Annotated in this window: 10 protein-coding genes; 7 read left to right on the top strand and 3 right to left on the bottom strand. The window is 35.3% G+C overall.

Going from position 1 to position 14,774, the window contains the following annotated elements:
- Positions 1-448 precede the first annotated feature (448 nt).
- Both glmS and BQ5903_RS11225 read left to right on the top strand, forming a co-directional pair.
- On the top strand, positions 449-2,266 hold the full coding sequence (glmS, locus tag BQ5903_RS11230; protein WP_079579565.1) for a glutamine--fructose-6-phosphate transaminase (isomerizing): 1,818 nt from the start codon (positions 449-451) through the stop codon (positions 2,264-2,266).
- 182 nt (positions 2,267-2,448) lie between these two features.
- The gene (locus BQ5903_RS11225; RefSeq protein WP_079579564.1) at positions 2,449-3,159 is read left to right on the top strand and encodes a glucosamine-6-phosphate deaminase; all 711 of its coding nucleotides are present in this window, start codon (positions 2,449-2,451) and stop codon (positions 3,157-3,159) included.
- Between the two features lie 91 nt (positions 3,160-3,250).
- Here the strand turns inward: BQ5903_RS11225 and BQ5903_RS11220 are convergent, their stop codons facing one another.
- The 3 genes from BQ5903_RS11220 to BQ5903_RS11210 form a co-directional block, all read right to left on the bottom strand.
- Positions 3,251-5,314, bottom strand: a complete 2,064-nt coding sequence (locus BQ5903_RS11220; protein WP_079579563.1) for a BglG family transcription antiterminator — start codon at positions 5,312-5,314, stop codon at positions 3,251-3,253.
- Between the two features lie 994 nt (positions 5,315-6,308).
- Entirely contained in the window at positions 6,309-6,710 is a 402-nt protein-coding gene (locus BQ5903_RS11215; RefSeq protein ID WP_056971913.1) for a PTS sugar transporter subunit IIA, read from the bottom strand.
- Positions 6,711-6,793: 83 nt separating this feature from the next.
- Positions 6,794-9,268 (bottom strand): sigma 54-interacting transcriptional regulator, encoded by a 2,475-nt coding sequence (locus BQ5903_RS11210; protein WP_079579562.1) that lies wholly within the window; start codon positions 9,266-9,268, stop codon positions 6,794-6,796.
- A 193-nt stretch (positions 9,269-9,461) separates the two neighbouring features.
- On the opposite strand from BQ5903_RS11210, the gene BQ5903_RS11205 reads away from it, so the two are divergent.
- The 5 genes from BQ5903_RS11205 (at position 9,462) to BQ5903_RS11185 (ending at position 14,697) form a co-directional block, all read left to right on the top strand.
- On the top strand, positions 9,462-9,962 hold the full coding sequence (locus BQ5903_RS11205; protein ID WP_056971915.1) for a PTS sugar transporter subunit IIB: 501 nt from the start codon (positions 9,462-9,464) through the stop codon (positions 9,960-9,962).
- A 12-nt stretch (positions 9,963-9,974) separates the two neighbouring features.
- On the top strand, positions 9,975-10,745 hold the full coding sequence (locus BQ5903_RS11200) for a PTS mannose/fructose/sorbose/N-acetylgalactosamine transporter subunit IIC (protein ID WP_079579561.1): 771 nt from the start codon (positions 9,975-9,977) through the stop codon (positions 10,743-10,745).
- A gap of 3 nt (positions 10,746-10,748) precedes the next feature.
- Complete coding sequence (locus BQ5903_RS11195) at positions 10,749-11,609, top strand: PTS system mannose/fructose/sorbose family transporter subunit IID (protein ID WP_079579560.1); 861 nt, start codon at positions 10,749-10,751, stop codon at positions 11,607-11,609.
- A gap of 10 nt (positions 11,610-11,619) precedes the next feature.
- Positions 11,620-12,423, top strand: coding sequence for an alpha/beta hydrolase (locus BQ5903_RS11190; protein WP_079579559.1), 804 nt, complete (start codon positions 11,620-11,622; stop codon positions 12,421-12,423).
- A 450-nt stretch (positions 12,424-12,873) separates the two neighbouring features.
- Positions 12,874-14,697, top strand: coding sequence for a PTS mannitol transporter subunit IICBA (locus BQ5903_RS11185; RefSeq protein ID WP_079579558.1), 1,824 nt, complete (start codon positions 12,874-12,876; stop codon positions 14,695-14,697).
- The last annotated feature ends 77 nt before the right edge of the window (positions 14,698-14,774 follow it).

The following is a 14,774-nucleotide window of genomic DNA, read 5'->3' as shown; positions in this document are numbered from 1 at the left end:
ATTATTTAACATTCTCACTTATCTTTTATTCAGAAGTGACTCAATTTTCTCTTGGATAAAAGTTGTTCTGTTTTTCCTGTAAGGGTCTAATTTCGCTATTTTGAAGCTCTCTTTTTGACCACTGGGGATCCCACTGGGGATCATCTTTGGGTAAAATAATAGTTTTTCAAACTGACAAAGTAATGTGAGGACAAAAAAGCTGCTAATCATGAAAAAAACTAGAGTATGTACAAATATTGACGAAATAAAAAGCCGCTCAAATACTGCTGTTAAGGAGCTTATCTTAATTTGGGATATATCCATACCAATTTAATAAAAACATTGACAAGTTTTACGCAAAGGTGTATTTTAAGCTTTGTAATATAAATAATAACTTAAATAAAATATATACCAATATAATTTTTACGCAGAGGTATAGCTAAAATTATTTAATGGAGGAGTTTCAAATATGTGCGGAATTGTCGGAGTAACAGGTAAAGAAAACGCCACAGAAATTTTATTGAATGGGCTTAAAAAGCTTGAATATCGCGGGTACGACTCGGCAGGTATTTATGTTAATGATCAAAAGGGCAATGGTTATTTAGTCAAGGAAAAAGGCCGGATCGAAGACTTACGTGCTGCTGTTGGTCCAGCAGTTAAAGGAACTACTGGGATCGGCCATACACGTTGGGCAACTCATGGTGCTCCAAGTCAGGCTAATGCTCACCCTCAAGTATCTGCAGATGGCCGTTTCTACTTAGTACATAACGGTATGATCGGTAATTTCCGTCAACTAAAACAAGAATATTTAGCTGATACAAAATTCGTGAGTGAAACTGATACAGAAGTGATCGTGCAATTGATCTCGCATTTTGTTAACGAAGGTATGGAAACCAAAGAAGCCTTCACACATGTTTTGAGCTTGATCGATAAGACATCATCCTATGCCTTCTTACTGATGGACAAGACACAGACTAACACATTATTTGTTGCTAAAAAGAAGAGCCCGCTGTTGATCGGTGTTGGCGATGGCTTTAACGTTGTCTGCAGTGATGCCATGGTCATGTTATCAGAAACTCATGATTTCATTGAATTAACTGATGGCGATGTTGTGACTGTTACACCGAGTGCTGTTGAGATCGAAGACAAAGATGGTAATCAAGTAGAACGTAACCAATTCCACGTTGATGATGACGCCACAGCCTCTGAAAAGGGTGCATATGACTTCTTTATGCTAAAAGAAATCGATGAACAACCAGCTGTGATCCGTGGTTTACAGCAAACATATATTGCCCAAGATGGTTCTATTAAAGTTGATAAAAAATTGATGGATGCTATGGATAAAGCTGATCGTTTATACATTGTTGCTGCTGGGACAAGTTATAATGCTGGTTTGGTCGGGAAAAACATTTTCGAAAAAATTGCGGGTATCCCAACTGAAGTACACATTGCTTCGGAATTTGGCTATAACATGCCATTGTTGTCAGAAAAGCCGTTGTTTATTTTCTTGACTCAAAGTGGAGAAACGGCGGACAGTCGTGAAGTTTTAGCTAAGGTCAATGAACTTGGGTACGAAAGTTTAACCATTACTAATGTTCCAAATTCTACTCTTTCTCGTGAAGCCACATATACAATGTTGTTAAATGCTGGGCCAGAGATTGCTGTTGCTTCAACTAAAGCATACACTGCTCAAATTGCTGCCGAAACCATTTTGGCTAAGGGATTGGGAATGATCAAAGGCACAAAACAAGCAACTGAATTTGATACAGGTTTTGAACTTACTAAAGCCGCTAATGCTATTCAGTCCTTAGTTGATCAGAAAGACATTGTTGAAGACTTGGCTAAAAAATACCTAGAAACAACTAGAAATGCTTTTTACATTGGTCGTGGGATCGACTATCAAACAGCCATCGAAGCTGCATTAAAATTGAAAGAAGTTTCTTATGTTCAAACTGAGGGCTTTGCTTCAGGTGAATTGAAACATGGCACGATCTCTTTGATCGAAGACAAAACACCAGTTATTGCGATCATTACGGATCAAAAGACTGCTAGTTTAACAAGAAGCAATGAACAAGAAGTGATCTCGCGTGGCGCTAATGTGATCAATATAGTGTCTGAAAACTTGGCAACAGACGGTGACCAGATCGTTTTGCCAGAAGTTCATCAATTATTAACACCGTTAGCAGCAATCATTCCAGCACAGTTACTTGCATACTACACAAGTAAGGAACGCGGCTACGACGTTGATAAGCCAAGAAACTTGGCTAAGAGTGTTACTGTTGAATAAACAACACAGCCTGATACAATAAGAGAAAATATTTAAAAAAAGATAACCGTTAGTTTAAAAAGGTCCGTTTTTTAAAACTAGTGGTTATTTTTTTAGATTTTTGTGTAAGTTTCCTTGCATTATTGGTCTATATCAATTATAATTGGACTATACCAATAAAACAGAGACGGAGGGTTTCAGCAATGAAAGTTATTATTAAAAAGAACCAGCAAGAAGCAGGCGTTGAAGGTTACAAGGTATTTAAGGAAGCTATTCAAAATGGTGCTAAAGTTTTTGGTTTGGCTACAGGCTCCACACCAGTTACAACTTATGAGGAAATTGTCAAAAGCGATTTAGATTTTTCAGACTGTACCTCAATTAACTTGGATGAATATGTAGGTATTAGTCCAGATAATGATCAGAGTTACAAATATTTTATGAATGAACATCTTTTCTCCAAGAAACCATTTAAGAAATCATATTTGCCAGACGGTTTAGCAGAAGATCCAGAAGAAGAAACCAAGCGCTACAATAAGGTCATTGCTGATAATCCAATCGATTTACAATTATTAGGGATTGGTCGTAACGCCCACATAGGCTTTAACGAACCAGGAACATCATTTGACTTGGAAACCCATGTTGCTGATTTAACTGATTCGACTATTGAAGCAAATGCACGTTTCTTTGAGCATGTTGAAGATGTTCCAAAGCAAGCTTATTCAATGGGGATCGGTTCAATTATGAAGTCAAAGAAAATCATACTTGAAGCATTCGGTGCTGAAAAGGCTGACGCTGTTGCTAAGATGATCGAAGGACCTGTGACAGAAGATGCTCCTGCAAGTATTTTGCAAAAACATCCCGATGTTGTTGTTTTGATCGACGAAGCAGCTGCTTCTAAACTAAGTAAAAAATAAAATATGTTAAATTAAAAATAAGGTCCCGCATATATTTCACAGTGTGAAGTATTGCGGGGCCTTTTTGTATTGGAACTAATGTAGGGAGGGCTTATTTTCTGATCGCTTCTAAGAATTTTTCAGTCAAAAACGAGCGTAATTTACTAGTTTTCCCGTGTTCAAAGAGGGCAGTGTTGTCATCGTTCATGATGATCAAGCTGCTGATCATCCCTAAGGTACTTTCGGTCAGTTCGTCAAGATCATAAGGAGCTAATAATACGACCATACGTTTAACGGAGATCTTTTCTTGATCCATTGCTTTCATCGTAAACGGCTTTTTTAATTCAAAAATTGAGCAGAATGGTTTTTTTACCCCTGCGGTACTGGTATGAAGGATCGCTAAGTTAGTATCTGGAATGCCGATCGGAGCAAGTTGGATCCTTTGGAGCAGTCCAGCAATAACATCTTTTGTGTCGGAAATAAAACCTGTGGGAATTTCGGTGATGATCTGACTTGTGATACTTTCTAAAGATTCTTCGTTATTAGTGATCTGTTTGACTCGGAAAGCTTGAACGATCTGATTGTACAAGTGGATCTCACTTTCCTTTTGCAACAAAACTTTTGGAGAAATTAGCGATTTATTTCCTGTAGGCACCGGTTCTTCTTGGATGGCTGAGTATTTCTTTTGATATGTTTGCAGCCAATTACGAACCTTGTTAACATCGTTTTCCAATAAAAGCGGACTGACAACTTGGTAATCTCTTGGAAAACCTGGGAGATCGATAGTCGAAAGAATAATGTCATAATTTTTTGGTTCTATTTGAGATAGATCGCTGACTTTTGTAGTATCGATTTTTTGAATTTCAGGTACTTCGCGTATCAAACGACTTTTTAAGATCTGTGAAGTTGAAAAACCATTTTCACAGATGACGAGTGCCCGTAATTCACGTTGATAAGTTCGATTAGTATATTCGTTGGCAAAATATAACAAAAGCAGTTGTAACTCAGGTTGAGTCAGTTCTTTACCTGGAAAAACTTCTTTCCATTTTGAACGGATCGTGGCAAATAAACGCGTATATTTATCACTGACACGTTGCAAAGTGTCAATTTGAACATTGGGTAATTGTTGTTGGTCGTTTTTGATCAAGTTTTCAATATGTTTTGACAAACGTTTGAAAAAATCTGGATTTCTGCGAAAATCCCAGCCGTAAGTAGTGGAAACCAATTCAACTAATTCTCTAACTTGAACCATCACTGAAAAGTCATTGACATCAAAATCGAATGAATTAACATTGGCTGTTGCGTTTTGGATGTGTTGCGCTAGGGAAATTACTTCTTCTTTAGTAATTTGTTTTTCATTTCCAACTTTTTCCCAATGAAAATTAGCAAAGAATTTATACGTAACGGCTAAATATTCGAGTTCTTTAGTCTTTGTGACAGAACGAGTGATCGCAGCATTATTGTCGAAACGAAAAATTGCAATTGCAAACATTAAGACAGTGCTGATGATCTGTCTGTCAGAATAAAAATTAATTTGCGGAAAGATATGGTGAGCTAATTGACGACTAACTTCGGACAATAACTCGTATGGCAGCAAGGTCATAAAGAAATTAGCGACGGAATCGTCACGTTCATTTAAGTAACGTAAAAATGAATATTCATTAATTTCAGTCAGTAAAATACCGCAGAGTACTTGGCGTCTTTTCAACTCATCTCCGGTGATCTGAACGCCGACTCCTTTCTTTTTTTCAACGGTTAAATTATATTCAGCCAAAGAATCAGATAGTGTCAGCAGGTCATGTTGGATCGTGCCTTCACTAACATCAAGATTATATGCAATACTAGAGATCTTGGTGTTTTCGCTATTCAGCAATAAGCTGGCGGCTACAGCATTTTGCCTTTGAGAAGTTGGCATATCATAGGCTGAATTTTGTCCATTGAGAGAGACTTTTAATTTTTGCTTACTGCTGTTTTTTCCTTCTAAAATGTAATTTCCATTTTGACTAGTGAGGATCAAATCATTTTGTTCTAGGAATAAACGAATGTTTGAAAATTCGCGGTAAAGTGTGCGACGGCTGACGTGTAATTGTTTTTCCATTTCCGTTAGCGATATCCCGTTTGTCTCGCTTAGTAACGTTAGTAAGATTTGTTTTTGTCGTGTAGAAAAAAGTATCATTATTTTTACCTCTTTAAACTTAGACGTTAAGTTGGTATATAGGTCATGGTAGATCACTTTTAAACATAATTAGTCTAATCATAATGAAAATTTGGAGAGCTGGCAATAGTTAATAATGTTTGATTCTATTTCCAGACACTTTTTATTATAAACGTTATATTTTTTGTTTCAGTACAAAAGCTGGCCAATAAAGTTTAATGATTGTGTTTTTCTGGCGAAGTTCTAGCTATTCTAATTAGTCGAATAGTCAAAAAAATCAACTAAAGGAAATTGGTAAAAAATTATTACAATGACTGGTCAGTAGAAATTATCGTTTCTTAGTAGTCTGGTTTAGAGTTTATGTTCTAACTGTTTTACGGCTGGTAGATATAATTATGCATGCTAAGTGTACAATAAATAAGGGTTTGATAATAATTGAGCACCGCTTAAATAGCTTAATAGTATCCATGCAATATATTTAGCAGCTGGTATGGATGGCTTAACTATAAATAAGTATGTAACAATTGCTGTGTAAAAGTGGCTACGCTAAAAGCCAAATTTGTATAGTGGCTTGAATAGCTTTAATAAAACTGATAAGAAATTAATTTGATGTGCAGATCGAAACTATATGGCCTATGATAAAAATTAACTAAAAACCCTTTATTGCTAGGAGATCAGAGGTTGTTTTTGATTTTGATACATTTTGATATGATTTTCAAATAGAAATTTTCAGTGTTTAACAATTTATCTGTAAGTTTCTATATATCAGTTTTATCAGACAGAAAAAATTCCCATTATAGTAGAATGCGGATTTTGTTTATCCCTTTACCTACTATAGTGGGAGCATATTACTTTTTAGAAAATTTAATGGTACTTTCTTTGCATCAAAGATTTTTCTCAGGTTTTACCTAATAAGATACTTGTATATTCATAGCCTGTTTTGGTTATATTAAAATATCATTTGTTTATATTGCATGTAATGACCAATACTACGTTTTATGACATACTTTATTTGTTATTCTCCAATTTCCTTTCGTAGATTATGAATGCTACTGATGCCTGCCTGCATAACATTTTCAACATATTTATCAAAGTTTTCAACGGATTCTTTTGAAACTATTGCTTCCAGTACCATTCCTAAATTAGCACCGGTTATACATTCAAAATTTAATTTTTCCATAGAAGCAGCAGTAACATTTGTGGGGCTTCCTCCAGGAATGTCGGTTAATACTAAAACCTGCCCATTTTTTGATTTTTCAGCGATGGCAGTTTTTACAACCTTTTCAAACTCTGCAATACTATTGCCAGGGTTTAACGAATAGGTAAAGACGTTTGTTGGTTCACCTGAAATTATAGTGCTGGCATTTAATAGTCCCTTTGATAAACTTCCATGAGTAACAATTATTAAACTTATCATTTAACACAATCCTTTCTTGTTCTACTCAATTTTTTAGTAGCAAAAAATGTGCCAACTCAGGAATTATTCCAAATAAAAGAATTTTATTGGTTTAGGGAATAATGTGTATCAAAAATTTCGACAATATATGCTAGCTCTGTATCAGGAATTTCTATAAAATAATCATTCTCAATTTCTTTAAAGGAACATTTGATAGTTTTAAATAGTTCAGGATTTCTTTGCTTGAATTTTTGAACGTTATTGTAAGGTAAGGGCTTTTTTAGCATAATTCTTTCCACCATACTGGAGCAATGGAACATAAATTTAATTTTTAAGTCATCATTTTCAGGAATTTTTTGGTGGTTAGTGATTCTGGTTAATGTTTTTTGTAACCTTGATATGACTTTTTTAGGGTCAATGAATAAGAGAAATTGTCCTAAAGAATCAATCATTTTTTGGTTAGAAAATGAAAAAGATTTTGGAGTGATTTTTTCCATTAAAAAATCACTTTTCAAAGAATTAAATAGATTATCAAGCGTTGCACTAGGTAATTGCGACTTTCTCGTTGCCTCTAAAAGCATTGGGGTGCTTATTGGAGAAATGTTTCTGACTTGATGATTGGTTTTTTCCTGTATCAAATTTGCAAATAACGACAGGGAGCCCATATCAGAAAGAATTAACACCCCGTGTCCATTGTCTATTCTTTCAATTGTATTTAATACTTTTTTGAATATTTTGTCTGTGCCTTCGTCTAAGGGCAAGTCGATTCCAATCGCATGTGTTGAATTTAAAAATGAATTAACCACTTCACACATACTTGATGCAATGTTATCCCCGTGGGAAAGAGCCAAAATACCAATGCTTTTTTGATTTTTTTCTTTGGACATGTGTAAAAGCATTGTTAGAAAGGTTAATTCTCCTTCCGGAATATAAAAATCGATCAGCTGATTTAGTCTCTTTCTGATATCTAGTGCTAATGTATATTCTTGTGGATACTGTTGCTTAACTGAAGTAGTTTGTGGATACTTGGGAATATTTTTTGAATAAATCCTATTCTTTAATGTATTAATGTGCAGCATTAACCCTAATATAGTATTCTTGTGGAGGTTTAACTGTAGTTCAGTCAATGTTGTTTTTACTGCCGTATATACAGAATAATTTATTATTTTGGTGATGGTTTGTGACCTATCAAGCTCTTCAAAAGCATCTATTTGCTGGTAAAAGCCCTTTGCTGCCACATATGCTTCGTTTAAGCCAGTGTTGTGCAAATATTCTTTTTTACTTGAAACTTTAAAGCTAGGTTCAAGTGTAGCGTTGGGGGTTGTTAAATAGTTAGGAGATGACTCAGGATTATTTGACTTTGTAGAGTCAATTTCAATAGTTTCATTTAATCGTGATACCAAATCTTGAATTAGTACTTCTTGATATTTTTTTTCTTTAAAGTAAGATTTAATAGTTTTCTCTGGTAAGTCATTAAAAGTAATAGAAATTTTATTTTCTAAGACACCATTTTCTTTCATATAGGCTTTAGCACATGTTAACTTGATGTCTACCTTTAGTTGACCTAGATTACTTGGTGTTTTGTAATTTAATAAGGCTTCTATGACGGATTTATCTACAAGTAGAGAGGATCCTATTTGTTTTGCCTCGGCTTTAAAAAATAAATATATGTAATCTAGTTTCTCGGTTGGAAAACGGTCATCTAAATCTGGTAAATTTACTGAAACAGGAATTCTACGAGTAAAAGTTCTTAATAAGGCAGAAGAGATATCCTCTGTTGTGGCCATGACAAAAAGAATGTGGCCAATAGTGTTTGGGGTTACCTGACCTAAACGACGATACGTTTGATTGTCAATTACCTGAAACAACATTTCTTGTGCTTGTGGCGGTAGTCTATGAACTTCATCTAAAAATAAGATACCATGTTCTGCTTGTTTGATAATTCCTTCTTTTGTGCTATTTGCTCCTGTAAAAGCCCCCTTTTCATATCCAAAAAGAAGTGACATTAATAATTGTGGGTTATCAACATAATCAGCACAATTAAAAGTGATCATTGGGGCGTTTTTTTTAAGAATACCTTTGCTTATGGCAAAATTGTAAAGATAACTAACCATTGTAGTTTTACCAACACCAGTAGATCCAGAAAGTAGGATATTCATACCGTATGGGGGATATAGTATTGCCGCTTTTAGCTGTTCTACTACAGATTTTAGACTTCCCTGATAACCAATCATTTTTTCAAAAGGGTCTTCAATTGCATTGTCTTTCTTTTTGACCGTTAGAAGCTTGCTTAGTTCCTCTTGTGTAAAAATGAAGTTATTTTTTTGTGGAAGATTTATTTTGGAAGCTAGTGCATTTACTGATAGATATAAAACAGGTTTTCCGCTGATCTTTATCACTTGTTTCTCTCTAAAAAGTTTATTAAGTTCTTTGCTGACGTTTGAGCGTGTTATATCAAGCTTCTTAGAAATATAACTTGTACTAATCCCAGAGTTTTGCTCTACACTTTCATTGAGGCTACCTTTGGTTTCTTCCTCCAAAAACATTTTTATACGGTCTTTTCTAGAAAATTGTCTCATAAAAGAACCCTCCTAATATCATGGTACAAAGACAATTGTATCAAATTTAAGCAAACAATTCATTATTAGTGATACACATTTGATACAGTTAAAGACATTATAAATAGAAAACCTGTAACCGCTTAATAGTTTGCTGTTGGCACACTTTTTGCTTCTTGATATTATGTAAAAGTAAAATATAGGAGGTTTTTTTATGGCAAACATAGCTTTATTGAGAGTCGATGATAGATTAGTACATGGACAGGTTGTTACAAAGTGGATCGGGGAAGCGGGAGCAAAGGAAATTGTAATTGTGGATGATTATTTGGCCACTAATACTTATTTAAGCAGTGTTTTCAAAATGGCTGCGCCTCATGGTGTAGAAGTCGTAACTTATTCTTCAGAAACTTTTGTGGAGAAGATTAATTCGGATAGTTTTGGAGAAGTACCTCTGCTGGTATTGTTTAAAAGCATTGAGATTTTAGGAAAAGTATATAGTTTAGGGTTTAAAAATAAAAATGTACAAATCGGGGGTATCGGAGCAAATTCAGATAGAAAAATAGTTTTCCAAAGTATTGCATTGTCAGAATCAGAAGCTCAGAAATTAAAAGAAATTCAACAGAAAGGAGTAAAAGTGATATTTCAAAGAGTACCCGATGAAAAGCCAAGTGATCTGTCAATGATTTTGAAAAAGAAGTTTAAAAATTTAATTTAGAGGTGAGTTATCGTGGATACAAAAATTACTATATTACAAGCAATTTTAATCGGATTATTTTATTGGTTTAGAGGATGTCGATTTGGATATACTTTTGGGGTTGTTACGATATTTTCACCTTTACCAGCAGCACTGTGGGTTGGTATTGTTTTAGGAGATATACCAACAGCTATGAAAGTTGGTGCAGCATTACAATTGATCTATTTGGGACTTCTAGTACCAGGTGGAGCAGCTCCTTCGGACCCTACAATTGCTGCTCTTGTTTCATGCTCTGTTGCTGTAGTTTCGAAAACTAATATTAATGCGGCTGTTGCATTGGCAGTTCCGATTGGTTTATTGGGTGTACAAATAAATAATATTGAATATATTATTAACGGCTTTTTAGCATCAAAAACAGATAAAAATGTAGAAGAGGCTGATACTAGAGGAATGTTTCGAACTTCTGTTATCTATCCTTCGGCGTATAAATTAATTTTATATGCGATACCGATGACTCTAGTACTATATTTTGGAGCAGCACAAATCGGTGGCCTAATAAATATGATCCCTCAAACTATTTTAAACGGATTAAATTTAGCCGGTGCTGTATTACCGGCAGTAGGTTTTGCTATTATTGTCCAGCAGATTGGGAAGAAGAGTCTACTTCCATATTTCTTAGCAGCATTCTTTTTGGAACAGTATAGTGGAATTCCTACCTTGGCAATTGCATTAGGTGGTTTATTCTTGGCATATTTGCATATAACTTTCACTTCAGATTCCAGTAAAGCAGCTAAGGAGGCATAGAGTATGAATAAAATTGTAGATAAAAGAGAAAAACAGGTTGAAAATAATAAAGAGAGTAAGATAACTAAAAAGGATTTAACAAAATCATGGTTGCTATGGTGGTTGTTTGCTGAAACAAACCATTCCTTTGAAAGAATGATGGGGCTTTCTTTTGGACTTTCTTTGTCTCCGATTTTGAAAAAAATTTATACAAAAAAAGAAGACTTAGTTGAGTCATTAAAAAGACATACTCAGTTTTTCAATACTAGTGGAAATTGGGGATCATTAATTCCTGGAATTGTTATTGCTATGGAAGAGCAGAAATCCAAGGGAAATGATATCCCTGAGGAAGCAATTGTAGGTACTAAAACAGGATTGATGGGAGCAATAGCAGGTGTCGGTGATACTATTGATTGGGGCATGTGGTTACCAATTATTTTTAGTTTGTTTATTCCCATGGCAAAAAATGGAAATGGATTAGCTGGGATACTTCCTTGGCTTATATTCATGGTGATTACTTTAGTTGAAAGCTATTTTCTCTTTCATCTAGGCTATAAATCCGGGACAGCATCTGTTGAAAAAGTTTTAGAAGGTGGCTTTGTTGACAAGCTGATCACAGGTGCAAGTGTTTTAGGACTTTTTATGATGGGTGGATTAGCTGCTTCATATGTGAAGGTGACCACACCTATAAAAATAGTTACTGCGGCAAAGGTTTTAAATATCCAAAAGGATATTCTTGATGCTATTGCTCCAGGAATTTTGCCTTTATTAGTAGTGGTTGGCGTATATTTTTATTTAGAAAAAGTTAGTAAAAACTATACCAAGGCTATGCTGTGGTTAATTCTTCTTTGCTTGATTTTTGGCGGATTTGGTATCTTGAAGTAGGAGGAGAAAAATGGCCTTATTGCATATTGATTTTAAGTCGTCAGTTTTAAATAAATCTAGTTCAATATACGCAATTACTCCTGAACCGACTAAAATAGATTCATGGAATGATTTGCAAGTATTATATTTATTACATGGTATGGGAGATGACCACACAAAGTGGATTAGGCGAACTAATGTTGAGCAATATGTTAAAAAGTATAACTTAGTCGTTATTAGTGCACAATTTGAAAAAAGTTTTTACTCTAATATGGTGTATGGTGAAAATTATTGGGATTTCTTAACTTCCGAGTTGCCATATTTAGTAGATAGAATGTTCCCAATATCAGATAAGAGAGAAGACAGATTCGTGGCAGGCTTGTCGATGGGTGGATTTGGCGCTTTTAAATGGGCTTTAAATTACCCTAAAATGTTTAGTAATGCTGCAAGCTTTTCAGGAGTTCTTTCTCTGCAGGACTTTTTTGAAATACGTAGTAAAAAGGTGCTCGAAGGGTTAAATATTAATAATTCGGTCGAACGTTTCAGGTCTCTAGCGAATTCAGTTATCGGGAACAAGGGCAAAATAGCCGGCACAAATAATGATTTGATTGAATTATTAAAACAAAATTCCAAGAGTAATTTACCCAACTTTTATCAATTTTGCGGAGATAAAGATCCAATTTTACAATTTAATAAAAAATTTAAAGAATGTGCAGAGAATATGCCACAACTTAATTATCAGTATTTTGAAAGCAGTGGGAAGCATGATTGGGTTTTCTGGAATAAGTGTTTGTTAAAGTATATCAATCTTTTACCTTTAAAAGAAGTGAGATGACATATTTTATAAACTATAATTTGGAAGAATTAAGTATGTGCTTAAATAGTTGATTTGTACGTATGACACTAAATCCCAGAAATTTTTTTGAAAAATATGTTAGTTATGAGCATAACTGCTAATTAAATTATATTTAAAGATGAAAACAGACTGCCTGAATACAGGGGTTAAGGATACAATGACTTAACTATAATTTAACTTTTACAAATTAACAGGTCAGGGATTACTGGACTTTAACGGGAAAATAGCATCCATTGTTTGCTTTTAATAATTTTGGCACTCCATACTGTGCCACTTTTGACACTAGATTTTATTGAAAACGCATCCTGTAAGCCTTAACATAATTAGTGGAGATTCACAAAAGGGAAAGGTGTTCTTTCCCAATTGCATTAATTATTTTAATTACAAGAGGCAAAATAATTTGCTTACTTTGTAAAAGGAGGAAAAATAATGTCACAAGATGCTACAGCTTCGTCTGGGAAACCAAAGACGAGTTTGAAGGCTAAAGTGCAAAAGTTTGGCACATTTTTATCAGGAATGATTATGCCAAATATCGCAGCAATCATTGCTTGGGGCTTGATCACGGCGATTTTCTTAACGCCAGGAGGCTGGTTTCCAAATGCTACTATCAATAAACTAAGTGGACCAGCGCTTACGTATTTATTGCCATTATTGATCGGTTATACTGGTGGAAAGATGGTCGACGATGAGCGTGGAGCTGTTGTTGGTGCTATTGCTACGATCGGTTCCATTGTGGGTTCGAATGTTCCAATGTTCTTAGGTGCAATGATCATGGGCCCATTAGGCGGCTGGTGCATGAAGAAGTTTGATGATTTATTCCAAGACAAGATCAAGTCGGGTTTTGAAATGATCTACAATAATTTCTCAGCTGGTATTATGGGAATGCTGTTGGCAATTTTAGCTCAGGCAGTTGTGGGGCCGTTTGTGGTTGCAGGCAGCAAATTTATGTCTAGCGGTGTTGATTGGATCATTTCTGTTCATGCTTTACCATTAGCTAATTTGTTTATCGAACCTGCTAAGATTTTGTTCCTGAACAATGCTGTTGGTAATGGTATCTTAGTTCCACTTGGAATTCAGCAGGCTTCTAGTGCTGGAAAGTCAGTTTTATTCTTACTTGAATCTAATCCTGGACCTGGTATCGGTGTTTTACTTGCGTTTTGCCTGTTTGGTAAAGGTAGTGCTAAGTCTTCAGCTCCTGGAGCTGCAATTATCCAATTCTTTGGTGGGATCCATGAAATCTATTTCCCATACATCATGATGAAGCCTTCTTTATTCTTAGCAGTCATGGCTGGTGGTGTAACAGGGACATTTACTTTCCAATTGTTAGGTGCCGGTTTAAAGGCCGCTGCCTCACCTGGTTCAATAATTTCCATTTTATTGATGACGCCGAAAGGTGCATATTTGGCCGTACTTTCAGGTGTGCTCACCGCTGCGATCGTTTCATTTTTGGTTGCTGCGTTTATCTTGAAGAGAGACAAGTCAACGCCTGAAGATGATGATTTTGCAAGTAAACAAGCTCAAGTCTCAGCCATGAAATCTGAATCTAAGGGTAATGCAGCCAATACTAATGACACCCAAGTTAGTGGTCAAGGAATGGATTACTCAGATGTTAAAAAAGTTATTTTTGCTTGTGATGCTGGTATGGGTTCCTCAGCAATGGGAGCTTCTCTGTTAAGAGATAAATTTAAAAAAGCTGGTTTGCAAGATATTTCTGTAACTAATATGGCCGTTCGAAACCTAAAGGACGAAGATGGGTTATTAGTCGTGACACAAGAAGAGTTGCAAGAACGTGCTCAACAAAAAGCACCAAGCGCTTTGAGTGTTGCAGTCCAAAACTTTATGAATAGTCCGCGTTATGATGAGATCGTAGCTAATTTGAAAGTTGCCCAACAAGGAACAACTGATGAAAAAGAAAACTCTCGACCTACGACTAATTCTCAGTCAGGAAAGCAAGAGTTTGGCGGAATTGATTTCTCTCAAGTTAAAGAGATTGATTTTATCCACCATGATGAACATACTGGTTCTGCAACGATGGCAACCAGCATGTTGAAAACGCAGCTTGAAAAAGCTGGTAAGAAAACGACCGTTAAACGTGTTTCAATTGATGATGTTGTTGATGACAAGGACAGATTAGTGATCTCAACACCGGAAACTATCAAAAACTTGAAGACTCGTTATACTAATGTTCAATCATTGTCTGTAGCTGATTTACGAGACCAAAAGCTGAGTGATATCGTGGAAAGGGTACAATAAGAGGGTAGTAATTTAGGAATCAAGCATAATGAGATGAGTTCTGTAAAGAATGTTCCGAAGGAAAGAGAGGCGTTTAG

It is taken from the genome of Ligilactobacillus acidipiscis (assembly GCF_900116935.1).
In the GTDB taxonomy this organism is placed as follows: domain Bacteria; phylum Bacillota; class Bacilli; order Lactobacillales; family Lactobacillaceae; genus Ligilactobacillus; species Ligilactobacillus acidipiscis.
Note: the sequence above shows the minus strand (reverse complement) of the source record. Positions and strands in the feature narration are given on the sequence as shown.

Coding starts and splice junctions, on each gene's coding strand:
- glmS (WP_079579565.1), top strand. CDS start 449: ATGTGCGGAATTGTCGGAGTAACAGGTAAAGAAAACGCCACAGAAATT.
- BQ5903_RS11225 (WP_079579564.1), top strand. CDS start 2,449: ATGAAAGTTATTATTAAAAAGAACCAGCAAGAAGCAGGCGTTGAAGGT.
- BQ5903_RS11220 (WP_079579563.1), bottom strand. CDS start 5,314: ATGATACTTTTTTCTACACGACAAAAACAAATCTTACTAACGTTACTA.
- BQ5903_RS11215 (WP_056971913.1), bottom strand. CDS start 6,710: ATGATAAGTTTAATAATTGTTACTCATGGAAGTTTATCAAAGGGACTA.
- BQ5903_RS11210 (WP_079579562.1), bottom strand. CDS start 9,268: ATGAGACAATTTTCTAGAAAAGACCGTATAAAAATGTTTTTGGAGGAA.
- BQ5903_RS11205 (WP_056971915.1), top strand. CDS start 9,462: ATGGCAAACATAGCTTTATTGAGAGTCGATGATAGATTAGTACATGGA.
- BQ5903_RS11195 (WP_079579560.1), top strand. CDS start 10,749: ATGAATAAAATTGTAGATAAAAGAGAAAAACAGGTTGAAAATAATAAA.
- BQ5903_RS11190 (WP_079579559.1), top strand. CDS start 11,620: ATGGCCTTATTGCATATTGATTTTAAGTCGTCAGTTTTAAATAAATCT.
- BQ5903_RS11185 (WP_079579558.1), top strand. CDS start 12,874: ATGTCACAAGATGCTACAGCTTCGTCTGGGAAACCAAAGACGAGTTTG.